Origin of the sequence: Streptomyces sp. NPDC018045 (assembly GCF_044327445.1) — a bacterium.
Classification (GTDB): Bacteria; Actinomycetota; Actinomycetes; order Streptomycetales; family Streptomycetaceae; genus Streptomyces.
In genome coordinates this window covers 55,323-69,927 of record NZ_JBIRFL010000017.1, presented here as the reverse complement: position 1 = coordinate 69,927, position 14,605 = coordinate 55,323, and the positions used below count along the sequence as shown (strand labels likewise).

At 70.6% G+C, this 14,605-nt stretch carries 15 protein-coding genes; 9 read left to right on the top strand and 6 right to left on the bottom strand.

Going from position 1 to position 14,605, the window contains the following annotated elements:
* Window positions 1–124: 124 nt before the first annotated feature.
* The 5 genes from atpA (at window position 125) to ACH4EB_RS28185 (ending at window position 5,197) form a co-directional block, all read left to right on the top strand.
* Complete coding sequence (gene atpA / locus ACH4EB_RS28205; RefSeq protein ID WP_398350675.1) at window positions 125–1,717, top strand: F0F1 ATP synthase subunit alpha; 1,593 nt, start codon at window positions 125–127, stop codon at window positions 1,715–1,717.
* A gap of 20 nt (window positions 1,718–1,737) precedes the next feature.
* Window positions 1,738–2,658, top strand: a complete 921-nt coding sequence (locus ACH4EB_RS28200; protein ID WP_398350673.1) for a F0F1 ATP synthase subunit gamma — start codon at window positions 1,738–1,740, stop codon at window positions 2,656–2,658.
* 5 nt (window positions 2,659–2,663) lie between these two features.
* The gene (atpD, locus tag ACH4EB_RS28195; RefSeq protein WP_398350671.1) at window positions 2,664–4,106 is read left to right on the top strand and encodes a F0F1 ATP synthase subunit beta; all 1,443 of its coding nucleotides are present in this window, start codon (window positions 2,664–2,666) and stop codon (window positions 4,104–4,106) included.
* A 108-nt stretch (window positions 4,107–4,214) separates the two neighbouring features.
* On the top strand, window positions 4,215–4,598 hold the full coding sequence (locus ACH4EB_RS28190; protein WP_003981308.1) for a F0F1 ATP synthase subunit epsilon: 384 nt from the start codon (window positions 4,215–4,217) through the stop codon (window positions 4,596–4,598).
* A gap of 149 nt (window positions 4,599–4,747) precedes the next feature.
* Window positions 4,748–5,197 carry a DUF2550 domain-containing protein gene (locus ACH4EB_RS28185; RefSeq protein WP_398350670.1) on the top strand — a complete coding sequence of 150 codons (450 nt, stop codon included), beginning with the start codon at window positions 4,748–4,750 and terminating at the stop codon, window positions 5,195–5,197.
* A 99-nt stretch (window positions 5,198–5,296) separates the two neighbouring features.
* Here the strand turns inward: ACH4EB_RS28185 and ACH4EB_RS28180 are convergent, their stop codons facing one another.
* The 3 genes from ACH4EB_RS28180 to ACH4EB_RS28170 form a co-directional block, all read right to left on the bottom strand.
* The gene (locus ACH4EB_RS28180) at window positions 5,297–7,144 is read right to left on the bottom strand and encodes a glycosyl hydrolase family 18 protein (RefSeq protein WP_398350669.1); all 1,848 of its coding nucleotides are present in this window, start codon (window positions 7,142–7,144) and stop codon (window positions 5,297–5,299) included.
* Window positions 7,145–7,333: 189 nt separating this feature from the next.
* Window positions 7,334–8,020 carry a response regulator gene (locus tag ACH4EB_RS28175; RefSeq protein ID WP_398350668.1) on the bottom strand — a complete coding sequence of 229 codons (687 nt, stop codon included), beginning with the start codon at window positions 8,018–8,020 and terminating at the stop codon, window positions 7,334–7,336.
* Window positions 8,017–9,255 (bottom strand): sensor histidine kinase, encoded by a 1,239-nt coding sequence (locus ACH4EB_RS28170; RefSeq protein WP_398350666.1) that lies wholly within the window; start codon window positions 9,253–9,255, stop codon window positions 8,017–8,019. The genes ACH4EB_RS28175 and ACH4EB_RS28170 overlap by 4 nt, the downstream gene beginning before the upstream one ends.
* Window positions 9,256–9,419: 164 nt before the next feature.
* Here ACH4EB_RS28170 and ACH4EB_RS28165 point away from each other — a divergent pair, with 164 nt between their 5' ends.
* Complete coding sequence (locus tag ACH4EB_RS28165) at window positions 9,420–10,034, top strand: hypothetical protein (protein ID WP_398350665.1); 615 nt, start codon at window positions 9,420–9,422, stop codon at window positions 10,032–10,034.
* Window positions 10,035–10,054: 20 nt separating this feature from the next.
* On the opposite strand, the gene ACH4EB_RS28160 is transcribed toward ACH4EB_RS28165, so the two are convergent.
* From ACH4EB_RS28160 to ACH4EB_RS28150, 3 genes are read right to left on the bottom strand one after another with little or no spacing between them, the layout of a single operon-like run.
* Window positions 10,055–10,627 carry a cob(I)yrinic acid a,c-diamide adenosyltransferase gene (locus ACH4EB_RS28160; protein WP_398350663.1) on the bottom strand — a complete coding sequence of 191 codons (573 nt, stop codon included), beginning with the start codon at window positions 10,625–10,627 and terminating at the stop codon, window positions 10,055–10,057.
* Window positions 10,628–10,637: 10 nt separating this feature from the next.
* Window positions 10,638–11,390 carry an ABC transporter permease gene (locus ACH4EB_RS28155; protein WP_398350661.1) on the bottom strand — a complete coding sequence of 251 codons (753 nt, stop codon included), beginning with the start codon at window positions 11,388–11,390 and terminating at the stop codon, window positions 10,638–10,640.
* A gap of 25 nt (window positions 11,391–11,415) precedes the next feature.
* Complete coding sequence (locus ACH4EB_RS28150; protein WP_398350660.1) at window positions 11,416–12,198, bottom strand: ABC transporter ATP-binding protein; 783 nt, start codon at window positions 12,196–12,198, stop codon at window positions 11,416–11,418.
* 80 nt (window positions 12,199–12,278) lie between these two features.
* Here ACH4EB_RS28150 and ACH4EB_RS28145 point away from each other — a divergent pair, with 80 nt between their 5' ends.
* From ACH4EB_RS28145 to ACH4EB_RS28135, 3 genes are all read left to right on the top strand, one after another.
* Entirely contained in the window at window positions 12,279–12,920 is a 642-nt protein-coding gene (locus ACH4EB_RS28145) for a TetR/AcrR family transcriptional regulator (RefSeq protein WP_398350658.1), read from the top strand.
* 126 nt (window positions 12,921–13,046) lie between these two features.
* Window positions 13,047–13,895 (top strand): 3-hydroxyacyl-CoA dehydrogenase family protein, encoded by an 849-nt coding sequence (locus ACH4EB_RS28140; protein WP_398350657.1) that lies wholly within the window; start codon window positions 13,047–13,049, stop codon window positions 13,893–13,895.
* A gap of 265 nt (window positions 13,896–14,160) precedes the next feature.
* Window positions 14,161–14,484: an STAS domain-containing protein gene (locus ACH4EB_RS28135; RefSeq protein WP_365839898.1), complete on the top strand. Its 324-nt coding sequence runs from the start codon at window positions 14,161–14,163 to the stop codon at window positions 14,482–14,484.
* The last annotated feature ends 121 nt before the right edge of the window (window positions 14,485–14,605 follow it).

Below are 14,605 nucleotides of genomic sequence, written 5' to 3'. Positions count from 1 at the left end.
CGGCGGCCCGAGTTGGGCCGTGGACGCAGAGACATCTCGGGGGCAACCGCCCCTGCCTGCGGCGGGGGACACGCACGTCCCCCGTAAACGACGACGGGCCCAACAAGGAGAGCAGGGAACCCAGATGGCGGAGCTCACGATCCGGCCGGAGGAGATCCGGGACGCGCTGGAGAACTTCGTCCAGGCGTACAAGCCGGACGCGGCCTCGCGCGAGGAGGTCGGGACGGTCAGCGAGGCCGGTGACGGCATCGCGAAGGTCGAGGGTCTTCCCTCGGCGATGGCGAACGAGCTGCTGAAGTTCGAGGACGGCACGCTCGGTCTTGCGCTGAACCTGGAAGAGCGCGAGATCGGCGCGGTTGTCCTCGGTGAGTTCAGCGGTATCGAGGAGGGCCAGCCGGTGCGCCGCACCGGTGAGGTGCTCTCGGTCGCCGTGGGCGAGGGCTACCTCGGCCGCGTCGTCGACCCGCTGGGCAACCCGGTCGACGGTCTCGGCGAGATCGAGTCCGAGGGCCGTCGCGCCCTGGAGCTCCAGGCTCCGGGCGTCATGGTCCGCAAGTCGGTCCACGAGCCGATGCAGACCGGCTACAAGGCCGTCGACTCGATGGTGCCGATCGGCCGTGGCCAGCGTCAGCTCATCATCGGCGACCGCCAGACGGGCAAGACCGCCCTGGCCGTCGACACGATCATCAACCAGCGCGACAACTGGCGTTCCGGCGACCCGAAGAAGCAGGTCCGCTGCATCTACGTCGCCATCGGCCAGAAGGGCTCCACCATCGCGTCCGTGCGCGGCGCGCTGGAGGAGGCCGGTGCCCTGGAGTACACCACCATCGTCGCCGCCCCGGCGTCCGACCCGGCGGGCTTCAAGTACCTGGCGCCCTACACCGGCTCGGCCATCGGCCAGCACTGGATGTACCAGGGCAAGCACGTCCTGATCATCTTCGACGACCTCTCCAAGCAGGCCGACGCCTACCGCGCCGTGTCGCTGCTGCTGCGCCGCCCGCCGGGCCGTGAGGCCTACCCGGGTGACGTCTTCTACCTGCACTCCCGCCTGCTGGAGCGCTGCGCGAAGCTCTCCGACGACCTCGGTGCCGGTTCGATGACGGGCCTGCCGATCGTCGAGACCAAGGCGAACGACGTGTCGGCGTTCATTCCGACCAACGTCATCTCCATCACCGACGGCCAGTGCTTCCTGGAGTCCGACCTGTTCAACGCGGGCCAGCGCCCGGCGCTGAACGTCGGTATCTCGGTCTCCCGTGTCGGTGGCTCCGCCCAGCACAAGGCCATGCGCCAGGTGTCCGGCCGGCTCCGCGTGGACCTCGCCCAGTTCCGTGAGCTGGAGGCGTTCGCCGCCTTCGGTTCCGACCTGGACGCGGCCTCCAAGGCCCAGCTCGCCCGTGGTCAGCGCATGACCGAGCTGCTCAAGCAGGGCCAGTACCAGCCGATGCCCGTCGAGGAGCAGGTCGTCTCCATCTGGGCCGGCACCACCGGCAAGATGGACGACGTCCCGGTCGAGGACATCCGCCGCTTCGAGCGCGAGCTGCTGGATTGGATGGGCCGCGAGAAGAAGGAGCTGCTCACCAGCATCGCCGAGGGCGCCAAGATGTCCGACGACACCATCCAGGCACTCGCCGACACCGTCGCCACCTTCAAGCAGCAGTTCGAGACCTCGGACGGCAAGCTTCTCGGTGAGGACGCTCCGGTCAGCACCAGCAAGTGACGACGGAAGGGACCTGACCAATGGGAGCCAAGCTCCGGGTCTACAAGCGTCGCATCCGCTCCGTCACCGCGACCAAGAAGATCACCAAGGCGATGGAGATGATCGCCGCCTCGCGCATCGTCAAGGCGCAGCGCCAGGTGGCGGCATCGACGCCGTACGCGAGTGAGCTGACCCGCGCGGTGACGGCGGTTGCCACCGGATCGAACACCAAGCACGCCCTGACGACCGAGGTGGAGAACCCCACCCGGGCCGCGGTGCTGCTCATCACGAGCGACCGCGGTCTGGCCGGCGGCTACTCCTCCAACGCCATCAAGGCCGCCGAGCAGCTCACCGAGCGGCTCAAGGGCGAGGGCAAGGAGGTCGACACCTACATCGTCGGCCGCAAGGGTGTCTCGTACTACGCCTTCCGTGAGCGCAAGGTCACGGAGTCGTGGACCGGTTTCACCGACAGCCCGACGTACGCGGACGCCAAGGCGGTCGCCGGGCCGCTGATCGCCGCCGTCCAGCAGGACACGGCCGAGGGCGGCGTGGACGAGCTGCACATCGTCTACACCGAGTTCGTCTCGATGATGACGCAGACGCCGGTCGACAACCGGCTGCTGCCGCTCAGCCTCGAAAAGACGGCCGAGGAGGCGCAGGCGTCGTCCAAGGGCGAGATCCTGCCGCTGTTCGACTTCGAGCCGTCGGCCGAGGACGTCCTGGACGCCCTGCTGCCGCGGTACGTCGAGTCGCGCATCTACAACGCGCTGCTGCAGGCCGCCGCCTCCAAGCACGCCGCCACGCGGCGTGCGATGAAGTCGGCGACCGACAACGCGGAAGAACTCATCAAGTCGCTCTCGCGGCTTGCCAACGCGGCCCGCCAGGCCGAAATCACCCAGGAAATCAGCGAGATCGTCGGTGGCGCGAGCGCCCTGGCCGACGCGACCGCGGGGAGTGACTGACAACTATGACCACCACTGTTGAGACGGCCACGGCGACGGGCCGCGTCGCGCGGGTCATCGGCCCGGTCGTCGACGTGGAGTTCCCCGTCGACGCGATGCCGGACATCTACAACGCGCTGACCGTCGAGGTCCTCGACCCGGCCGAGGCCGGCAAGAAGAAGACGCTGACCCTGGAGGTCGCCCAGCACCTGGGTGACGGTGTGGTCCGCGCGATCTCGATGCAGCCCACCGACGGTCTGGTCCGCCAGGCCGCGGTGACCAACACCGGCGAGGGCATCACCGTGCCCGTCGGCGACGTCACCAAGGGCAAGGTGTTCAACACCCTCGGCGAGATCCTGAACGTGGACCCGTCCACGGTCGAGGTCAACGAGCGCTGGCCGATCCACCGCAAGGCCCCCAGCTTCGACCAGCTTGAGTCGAAGACCGAGATGTTCGAGACCGGCGTCAAGGTCATCGACCTGCTGACCCCGTACGTCAAGGGCGGCAAGATCGGTCTGTTCGGCGGCGCGGGCGTCGGCAAGACCGTCCTCATTCAGGAAATGATCTACCGCGTGGCCAACAACCACGACGGTGTGTCGGTGTTCGCCGGTGTCGGCGAGCGCACCCGTGAGGGCAACGACCTGATCGAGGAGATGACGGACTCCGGCGTCATCGACAAGACCGCGCTGGTCTTCGGCCAGATGGACGAGCCCCCGGGCACCCGTCTGCGGGTCGCGCTGGCCGGTCTGACGATGGCGGAGTACTTCCGTGACGTCCAGAAGCAGGACGTCCTCTTCTTCATCGACAACATCTTCCGGTACACCCAGGCGGGTTCCGAGGTGTCCACCCTGCTCGGCCGCATGCCGTCCGCGGTGGGTTACCAGCCGAACCTGGCGGACGAGATGGGCCTCCTCCAGGAGCGCATCACCTCGACCCGTGGTCACTCGATCACCTCGATGCAGGCGATCTACGTCCCCGCGGACGACCTGACCGACCCGGCGCCGGCCACCACCTTCGCCCACCTGGACGCGACCACCGTTCTGTCGCGTCCGATCTCGGAGAAGGGCATCTACCCGGCGGTGGACCCGCTGGACTCGACGTCCCGCATCCTGGACCCGCGCTACATCTCGCAGGACCACTACTCCTGTGCCTCGCGGGTCAAGACGATCCTGCAGAAGTACAAGGACCTGCAGGACATCATCGCGATCCTCGGCATCGACGAGCTGGGCGAGGAGGACAAGCTCACCGTCCACCGCGCCCGCCGCATCGAGCGCTTCCTGTCGCAGAACACCCACGTGGCGAAGCAGTTCACCGGTGTGGACGGCTCGGACGTGTCGCTGGACGAGTCCATCGCGGCGTTCAACGCGATCGCCGACGGTGAGTACGACCACTTCCCCGAGCAGGCGTTCTTCATGTGCGGTGGCCTTGAGGACCTGAAGGCGAACGCCAAGGAGCTGGGCGTCTCCTGAGGCCCGGCCGTGTTCCGGGGGCGGCCCTGGCCGCCCCCGGTCCGTACGACCACTAGTATTTGACCCAACACCTGCCGCCCCCGGCAGGTGGAGACCCGAGGAGCCATCGTGGCTGAGCTGCACGTCGAGTTGGTCGCCGCCGACCGTCAGGTCTGGTCGGGCGAGGCCAGCCTGGTCGTCGCGCGCACCTCGTCGGGCGACATCGGCGTCATGCCGGGGCACCAGCCGCTGCTCGGCGTGCTGGAGTCCGGACCGGTGACGATTCGTACGACCGGCGAGGACGGGGACGGCACCGTCGTCGCCGCCGTGCACGGCGGCTTCATCTCGTTCGCCGACAACAAGCTGTCTCTGCTCGCGGAGATCGCCGAGCTGTCGGACGAGATCGATGTCCAGCGCGCGGAGCGGGCCTTGGAGCGGGCGAAGTCGGAGGCCGACGCGGCCGCCGAGCGCCGCGCCGATGTCCGGCTGCGTGCGGTGGCGGGCGTGCACTGAAGCCCACCACCGACGAGTTCGTCCCTCAGCCGCGGGCTGCGCTGGAATTCTCCAGGGCGGTCCGCGGCTGAGGCAATGCAGGTGCGTTTTCCCCCTCGCGCCCGAACCGGCGCGCGGGTACCCCCATCGAGGCGAGGAGGTCGGTTCGGATGGTCCTCGCTCTGCTCGTGAGCGGCGCGGTCGTCGTACTGGTGCTGCTGGGGCTCTTCGTCTTCGGACTACGGCGACGGCTCATCCAGCGCTCCGGCGGCACGTTCGACTGCAGCCTGCGCTGGAACGTGCCCGACGGGGAGGCCGAGCCCAGCGGCAAAGGATGGATCTACGGCGTCGCCCGCTACAACGGCGACCGGGTGGAGTGGTTCCGCGTCTTCTCCTACGCGCCCCGCCCGCGCCGCGTCCTGGAACGCTTCGCCATCGAGGTGCTGGAGCGCCGCACCCCCCAGGGCGAGGAGGAGCTGGCCCTCCTCTCCGACTCCGTCGTCCTCGCCTGCCGCCACCGCGGTACGAAGCTGGAGCTGGCGATGAGCGAAGACGCCCTGACAGGCTTCCTGGCCTGGCTGGAGGCGGCGCCTCCCGGTCAGAGAGTGAATGTGGCCTAGGTCCCCGAGGCGCGGCCGTCCGTCGGCTGAACGGCCGGAAGGCCGGGAAGGCGGGGGCGACGCCGCCTCCCCGGCCGGTCCGGGGGTGTGGGGGACGGGCTACCGCAGGCCGCTGTCGATGGCGGTCATCAGTTCGCCGTTGGCCGTGTCACCGCTGAATTCCCAGAAGAACGCGCCGCCCAGTCCCTGCTGCTTGGCGTAGGTCATCTTCCCGGTGATCGTCGCCGGGGTGTCGTAGCTCCACCAGTTGCCGCCGCAGCGGGCGTAGGCGGTGCCGGCGACGGTGCCGGTGGACGGGCAGCTCGTCTTGAGGTTCTTGTAGTCCTCGATGCCCGCCTCGTACTTGCCGGGGGCCGGGCCGGTGGCGGTGCCGCCGGGGGCGTCCTGGGTGACGCCGGTCCAGCCGCGTCCGTAGAAGCCGATGCCGATCAGCAGCTTCTTCGCGGGGACGCCCTTGGCCTTGAGCTTCTGCAGGGCCGCGTCGGTGTTGAAGCCCTGCTTCGGGATGCCGGGATAGGACGTCAGGGGTGAGTGGGGGGCGGTGGGGCCGGTCTTGTCCCAGGCGCCGAAGAAGTCGTACGTCATGACGTTGTACCAGTCGGCGTACTGCGAGCCGCCGCCGTAGTCGGCCGCGTCGATCTTGCCGCCGTCCGAGCCGTCGGCGGTGATCGCGGCGGTGACGAGCTGCTTGCCGAACTTGGCGCGCATCGCCCGCATCATCTCGGCGAACGCCGCCGGACCGCTGGTGTCGCAGGTCAGGCCGCAGGCGTTGGGGTACTCCCAGTCCAGGTCGATGCCGTCGAAGAGACCGGCCCAGCGCGGGTCGTTGACGAGCTGGTAGCAGGAGTCGGCGAAGGCCGCCGGGTTCTTGACCGCGTCGGGGAAGCCGCCGGACCAGGTCCAGCCGCCGAAGGACCACAGCAGCTTGATGTTCGGGTACTTCGCCTTGAGCTTCTTGAGCTGGTTGAAGTTGCCGCGCAGCGGCTGGTCCCAGGTGTCGGCGACGCCGTCCACGCTCTGGTCGGCGGTGTACGCCTTGTCGGTGGCCGCGTAGGCGTCGCCGATGGTGCACCGGCCGCCCTGGACGTTGCCGAAGGCGTAGTTGATGTGCGTCAGCTTGCTCGCGGAGCCGGAGGTGACCAGGTTCTTCACGTGGTAGTTGCGGTCGTAGACGCCCCACTCGGTGAAGTAGCCCAGCTTGACGGCGTCCACGGGCTGCCCGCCGCCACCGGTGGTCCGCACGGTCGTGGCGGCGCTGGCGGGGCCGGTCTGGTCGGCGGTGTCGCGGGCGACGACGGTGTAGCTGTAGTCGGTGCCTTTGGTCAGCCCGGTGTCGGTGTAGGCGAGCTTCTCGACGGTGGCGATCCTGGTGCCGTCGCGGACGATGTCGTAGTTCTTGACGCCTTTGTCGTCGGTGGCGGCGGTCCAGGTCAGCCGTACGGAGGTGTCGGTGATGTCGCCGGCGACGGGCTTGCCGGGGGCGGCGGGCGGGGTGTCACCGGGCTGTGCCCCGTCGCAGGGGCCGCCGTTGAGCTTGCAGCCGCTCATGTCGCTGCCGCCGGAGCCGGCGCCGGTGAAGCCGAAGGTGACGGAGGCGCCGGGGGCGACGGTGCCGTTCCAGTTGACGTTCTTGGCGGTGTAGTGCCCGTTCGAGCCGCTGACCTGGGCGTCCCAGGCGGAGCCGACGGTGGTGCCGGAGGGGAAGTCCCACTCGACGGTCCAGCCGTCGAGGGTGGTGGTGCCGGTGTTCTTCACCGTCCACTGCCCCTGGAAGCCGGTACCCCAGTCGGAAACCTTGGTGTACGTGGCGGTCGCCGACTCGGCGGCGTGCGCGGGGGTGGCGCCGGCCAGGCCGATCAGCGCGGCGACGGGCAGGAGGAGTGCGGTGAGGGCCGCGAGGGCTCTTCGTCGGGCGTGGGTGGTGCGTGTCAGGGTTCCGGGTGTCACGGATGCTCCCAGGTAAGGGGGGTGGAAGGTGGGGGGAACCTGCGCCGCCCGGTGAGCGCTGTGGGGCGCGCTCACCGCGAAGATGTGAAGGGAGCGTAAAAAGGTCCAGACCTACGGTCAAGAGGTCTGGACCAAAGTGGGTGACACCCTCCGCCGCGCCCCTCGGGGACACGGCGGCCGGCGCCCGTCTCAGCCACCGTTGACACCCAGCTCCTGCGCCAGCACCGCCGCTTGCACCCGGCTGCGCAGCTCCAGCTTCCCCAGCAGACGGCTGACGTGCGTCTTGACCGTGGCCTCCGCCATCTCCAGGTGCCCCGCGATGTCGGCGTTCGACAGGCCCCGGCCCAGGCAGCCCAGGACCTCGCGTTCGCGCCGGGTCAGCACGTCCAGCACGGCCGGGTCCGGTGCCGAGGCGTCGGCGGGGCGCCGTACCGTACGGGGGTTGGCGAACTCCGCGATCAGCCGCCGGGTCACGGCCGGGGCGATCATCCCCTCGCCGGCGGCCACCGTGCGCACCGCGTCCAGCAGCGCCGCCGCCTCGCTGTCCTTGAGCAGGAAGCCGGCGGCGCCCGCCCGCAGCGCCCCGAAGACGTACTCGTCCAGGTCGAAGGTGGTCAGCACCAGGACGTCGGCCAGTTCCTCGGCGACGATCGCCCGGGTGGCCGAGACGCCGTCCAGCCTGGGCATCTGTATGTCCATCAGGACCAGGTCGGGGCGCAGTGCGCGGGCCAGCCGCACCGCCTCCTCGCCGTCCGCGGCCTCCCCGGCCACTTCGATGTCGGGGGCGGAGCGCAGGATCAGCGCCAGCCCGGCCCGTACGGCGGACTGGTCCTCGGCGATCAGTACCCGGACCGGGCGGCCGGTGACAGCGGTCATCGTTCCTCTTCCTCCTCGCGGGCCGGGAGCGTGGCCCGTACCCGCCACACTTTTCCGTCGCCGGGCCCGCCGCCGTCCTCGGGCCCGGCCTCGAACCGGCCGCCGAGCAGCGCGACCCGCTCCCGCATGCCGATCAGCCCCGCGCCGGAGCCGGGCGCGCGCGGGCCGGGCCGGTCGCCGAAGGGGCTGGTGACGCGGAGGGTGAGCGGGTCGCCGGGGCCGTGGGCGATGCGGACCGCGACCTCGCCGGGCGCGGCGTGCTTGAGGGCGTTGGTCAGGGACTCCTGCACGATGCGGTACGCGGCCAGCTCGACCGGCGCGGGCAGCCGGGCGCCGCTGCCGTCCGCCCGGTCGTCCGTCAGGGTGAACGTCAGTCCGCTGCCCGCCCCGTTGACGCGGGCCTGCGCCAGGAGCGCGTCCAGTCCGTCCAGGGAGGGCGTGGCCTGGGCCTCCGCCGCGCCGCCGGGGTCCTTCGCGTCCCGTAGCAGCCCGATCAGGCGCCGCATCTCGGCGAGGCCCTGGACGCTGTTCTCGCGGATGACGCCCAGTGCCTCGCGGGTGGCCGCGGGGTCGTCTATCGCCTGCGCGGCCGTGGAGTGGATGGCGATGGCCGACAGGTGGTTGGCGACCATGTCGTGCAGTTCGCGGGCCATCCGGGTGCGTTCGGCGGTGATGGCCTGGGTACGGTCCATCTCGGCCAGCAGCGCGGTCTGTTCGGCCTCCAGGCGCGCGGCGCGGGCGGCGTTGCGGTGTTCGCGGATGATCACACCGGTCCAGGCCGGACCGATCGTGATCACGCCGACGCCGATACCGATCAGCAGGGCCTGCGGGTCGTGCAGGACCGACACCGGGACGAGGGTGGCGACCACGGTGAGCAGGACGCTGACGACCGGTACGCGCCGGGCGGTGGCCGGGGGGCCGTACAGCACCGCGGCGTAGACGATGTCGGTGAACATCACGATGGTGGCGATCAGCCCGCCGGCGCACACATCCAGCGTGATCGCGACGGTCGCCAGGCCCAGCGCGGCCCGCGGAGCGGTCCGGCGCAGCAGCTCGGTGCCGGACATGACGGTCAGCGTCACCAGGACCGACCAGGACGGCAGCCCGGACAGCAGCGGCGGACTGCTGCGCAGCCCCAGCCCCCACAGCAGCAGACCGCCGAGCAGCCCGCAGACCGCGATGCGCACGTCGTCACGGTGCGGGCGCGCCAGGGCGGCAAAACGTCTCGCGCTCACCCCTCCATCAAACACGGCGGCGCGGCCCGTCGCCTCCACGCCCCGGCCGAACCCGTTCCGCCGCGCGCTACATCGAAAGATGCAGTGCCGGATCATCGCGGGCGACGAGGTGCGGGCCGGATTCCGGGGCGAGCCTGGAGGGGAACGGAAAGAAGGAGTGTCCCGTGATTCTTGCGCTGATCATCACCTGTGAGGTCGGCTTCTGGGTGCTGCTGGCCGGCGGGCTGGCCCTGCGCTATCTGGCGAAGATGCCGCGTGCCGGCATCGCCGTCCTGCTGCTGGAGCCGCTGTTGGAGCTCGTCCTGCTGATCGCCACCGCCGTCGACCTGAAGAACGGCGCGGAGGCGGACTGGAAGCACGGGCTCGCCGCCGTCTACATCGGCTTCTCGGTCACGATGGGACATCGCATGATCAAGTGGGCGGACGCCCGCTTCGCCCATCGCTTCGCGGGCGGCCCGCCGCCGGCACCGGCACCGAAGTACGGCCGGGAGCGCACGGTCTTCGAATGGCAGTCGGCGGGCCGCTGGATCCTCGCCGCGCTGATCGCGACGGGCCTGCTGGAGGCCGCCGCCCGGTACGTGGGCGACCCCGCGCAGACCGGCTCGCTGCGCGACTGGCAGACCAAGATGCTCTTCGTCATCGGCATCAGCCTGGTGATCGCGGTGAGCTACACGGTCTGGCCGAAGAAGGCGCCGGAGGGGCACCTGCCCCCGGGCGGCGCGGACGACCGCGAGCACGTCGGGGCGGGCCGGGGGCCCGGGGACGGGCCCACCGGGTGAGAGACGGTGGGCCGCCGCGCCTACCGCTCGCCGCCCGGCACCCACAGCACGTCGCCCTGCTCCTTGTTGGCCGTGCGGGCCAGGATGAACAGGAGGTCGGAGAGGCGGTTGAGGTAGGTGGCGGTGAGGTGGTTCATGGTGTCGCCGTGCGTCTCCAGCGCCGCCCACGTGGAGCGCTCGGCACGGCGTACCACCGTGCACGCCTGGTGCAGCAGCGCGGCGCCCGCCGTGCCGCCGGGCAGGATGAAGCTGCGGAGCTTCTCCAGGCTCTCCAGGTAGTGGTCGCAGTCCGCCTCCAGCTTGTCGATGTAGCCCTGCTCGACGCGCAGCGGCGGGAACTCCGGGTTCTCCACCACCGGTGTCGACAGGTCGGCGCCCACGTCGAAGAGGTCGTTCTGCACCCGGACGAGCACCTTGACGACGTCCTCCGGCAGGGAGCCGAGGGCGATGGCCACGCCGATCGCCGCGTTGGCCTCGTTGGCGTCCGCGTAGGCCGCGATCCGCGTATCGGTCTTGGCGGTACGGCTCATGTCGCCGAGGGCGGTGGTGCCCTTGTCGCCGGTACGGGTGTAGATGCGCGTCAGATTGACCATACGGGCGAGCCTACGCCGCCCGGTGGGAGGCACGGGCGCAGACCGCCGCGGCCACCACGGCGAGCCCGGCGGCGACCAGGGCGCCGTACAGCACCGGCGTACCGGTGTAGTCGCCCACGTACGCCGCGCGGATGCCGTCCACGAGGTGGCGCAGCGGCGTGCACCGGGAGAGGACGTCCAGCCAGCCGGGTGCCAGGGCCATCGGCAGCATCAGGCCGGACAGCAGCATCGTGGGCATGGTGGCGGCGTTGACGACGGGGCCGAACTCCTGCGGCGAGGCGGCTTTCATGGCCAGCGCGTACGACAGCGAGGCCAGGGCGACGGCCGTCGCGGCGACGAACGCGAAGCCGATGAGGATGCCGCCGAGCGGCGCCCGCAGCCCCATCACCGATGCCGCCAGTACCAGCAGCACCGCCTGGAACGTGAGCAGCGCGCTGTCCCGCAGCACCCGCCCCAGCAGCAGCGCGAGCCGGCTGACGGGCGTCACCCGCATCCGCTCCACCACGCCGTACTGCTTTTCGACGATGATGCCGAAGCCGCAGAACGACGCGCCGAAGAGCGCGAGTTGCAGCAGCAGGCCGGGCACCAGGACCTGCCAGGAGCTGCCTTCGGAGGCCAGCGGCAGCTTCGTCAGCAGCGGGCCGTAGAAGAGCAGGTAGAGCAGCGGCGTCAGGACGCCGAAGAGCATCTGCGCCTTGGAGCGCAGGGTCTGCCGGGCGTAGCGCCCGAAGATCAGGGCGGTGTCGGACAGGACGGAGGACATGCGAGGCTCCTGAGGGGCGGGGCGGTCAGACGGCTACGGGTGTGGCGTCCGCCGGGGCGGGGCCGCGCCCGGTGATCGCGAGGAAGGCGTCCTGGAGCGACGCGTCGGGCGTGCCGGCGTACTCGGTCTTGAGGGCGCGCGGGGTGCCCTCGGCGGCGACCACACCGCGGTCCACGACCACGAGCCGGTCGGCGAGCGCGTCCGCCTCGTCGAGGTGGTGGGTGGTCAGGACGACGGTCGTGCCGGCATCCGTACGCAGCCGGCGGACCAGCTCCCACAGGCCGGCCCGGCTGCCGGGATCGAGCCCGGTCGTCGGCTCGTCCAGGAAGAGCACCGCGGGCCGGTGCAGCAGGCCCAGCGCGATGTCCAGCCGCCGCCGCTGGCCGCCGGACAGCGCCGCGCACGTGCGGTCCAGCAGATCGTCGAGGCCGAGGTCGTGCGCCAGTTCCGCGGCGCGGGCCGCGGCCCGCGCCTTCGGCAGGCGGTACAGGCGCCCCTGGGTCACCAGTTCCTCCCGTACGCGGATGTGCGGGTCGACGCCGCCGGACTGGGCGACGTAGCCGGTGCCGCGCCGCACGCCGGCCGGGTCGCGGGCGAGGTCGCAGCCGGCCACCGTGGCGCTGCCGCCGGTGGGGGCGAGGAGCGTGGTGAGCATCCGCAGAGTGGTGGTCTTGCCGGCGCCGTTCGGGCCGAGCAGGCCGAGGATCTCGCCGCGTTCGACGGTGAGGTCGATGCCGCGTACGGCTTCGACGGTGCCGCGTCGGGTGGTGAAGGTCCGGGTCAGGCCGGACGCGGTGATGACTGCCATGCCGACAGAAAAACAGAGGCACTGAAAATTTGCAATGCCCCCAAATTTTCATGCCCACCAAGAAGGCGTACGATGCGGGCATGGCAGAGGGACTCAGGGAGCGCAAGAAGCGGCAGACGCGCCAGCACATCTCCGACGTGGCCACCGGCCTGTTCCTGGAGCGCGGCTTCGACGCGGTGACCATCGCGGAGATCGCGGAGGTCTGCGAGGTCTCGATCAATACCGTCTACAACTACTTCCCGGCCAAGGAAGACCTCTTCATGGACCGCGGCGCCGGGCTGGTGGACCGCCTCGCGCGCTCCGTACGCGGCCGGGACGCGGGGGAGTCGGCGGCCGCCGCCGTCCTGCGTGAACTGCGCGAACAGGTCGAGGCGGTCTCGCCGGCCGTCGGGCTGGTCGCGGGCTATGACCGCTTCCTGCGCGTCATCGAGGGCGCCGCCGCCCTCAAGGCCCGTCTCTGGCACCTCCAGCAGGAACAGCTCAACCGACTGGAGGAGACCCTGCGCCAGGAGGCCGGCGCCGCGGCGGACGACTGGCTGCCGCTCCTGGTGGCGGGTCAGCTCACCTGGGTGCACGCCACGCTCACCACCCACATCGCCCGCGCCATGATGGCCGGGCGGGCACCCGACGAGGTGTCACGCGAAGCGCTCGTCCTGCTCGACGACCTGGAGGACGCGCTCAGCGCGAAGGTCCTCAACTACGCCGTGCGCGGCGGCGGATGAGCCCGCGCGGTGTGATGTCCGTCATCTGAGACGTGACGCGCATCTCTAACCCTCCTATCGATCGCCGCCGGGCGCTAACGTCACTGCCGAGAGCCGTCAGGTGTACAGCGTGTTAGGGGACAGCAAGTGGCAAAGAAGCTCGCCGTCATCGGAGCCGGACTCATGGGGTCCGGCATCGCGCAGGTCTCGGCCCAGGCGGGCTGGGAGGTCGTCCTCCGCGATGTGACGGAAGGCGCGCTGGCCCGCGGCAAGGGCGGCATCGAGGCCTCGTACGAGAAGTTCGTCGGCAAGGGCAAGCTGGCCGCCGAGGACGCCGAGCAGGCGCTGGGCAGGATCACCACCACGACCGACCTGGACGCGGCGGCCGACGCGGACATCGTCGTCGAGGCCGTATTCGAGCGGATCGACGTCAAGCGCGAGATCTTCCAGACCCTGGACAAGCTGGTCAAGGACGAGGCGGTGCTCGCCTCGAACACCTCGGCCATCCCGATCACCAAGATCGCGGCGGCCACCGGGCGGCCCGAGCGGGTGGTGGGCACGCACTTCTTCTCGCCGGTGCCGATGATGCAGTTGTGCGAACTGGTGCGCGGCTACAAGACCAGCGACGAAACCCTCGCCACCGCCCGTGCGTTCGCCGAGTCCGTCGGCAAGACCTGCGTCGTGGTCAACCGCGACGTGGCCGGCTTCGTGACCACCCGTCTGATCTCGGCGCTGGTCGTGGAGGCGGCGAAGCTGTACGAGGCCGGGGTGGCCAGCGCCGAGGACATCGACACCGCCTGCAAGCTGGGCTTCGGGCACGCCATGGGGCCGCTGGCCACCGCCGACCTGACCGGTGTGGACATCCTGCTGCACGCCACCGACAACATCTACACCGAGTCGCAGGACGAGAAGTTCGCGCCGCCGGAGATCATGCGGCGGATGGTCGATGCCGGCGATATCGGTCGCAAGAGTGGGCAAGGCTTCTACGAGCACTGATTCCGCGTCGGACGGGCCCGGACCCCGCACCGCGCTGTCGCAGCGTCAGGCGCCGCCCCGGCACGGCCGTGGGCGCGGCGGCCGGGACCCCGGCCGCCGGCGGCACGCCCCCGAGGCGGCCGACGCGTCAGGCGCACGGGGCCGGCCCCGTCACCCTCCAGGGTGAATTCGGTATCGGTTCGCTTACAGGCGGCAACTTCGCCGCATGAGAGGCAGTCAGTTCTGTAGACGTAACGATCGAGCATTCATCACCCGGGGAGCGCATATGCACATCAGGGGCGACCACGCCGAGCTGGTCGTCGGGGGCCGCCTCGACGTCCGCAGCGCGGCGGACGCCCGAACCGTCCTGCACACCGCCGTCGACTCGGGGCAGGGCGACCTCGTGCTGGACCTGACCGGACTCGACTCGTGGGACGCCACCGGCCTCGGCGTGATCATGGGCGCGCACCGCCGCGCCGGGCGGGCCAACCGCCGGCTCGTGCTGCGCGGCGTACCGCCCCAGATGCAGCGGCTGCTGGTCGCCACCCGCCTGCACCGCATCCTCGCCATCGAGGGCGGCCTCGCGGCCGAGACCCTGCCGCGCGTCTGAAGGCGGCGGGCCGGCGCCCACCGCAAGATCAAAGCCGCATACCCGAAGGATTCTCACAACACTGTGACGTTCCGGGCAGGAACGGGCCCCGGCGCATCGTAGATACTGGGCGAAGGTCTAA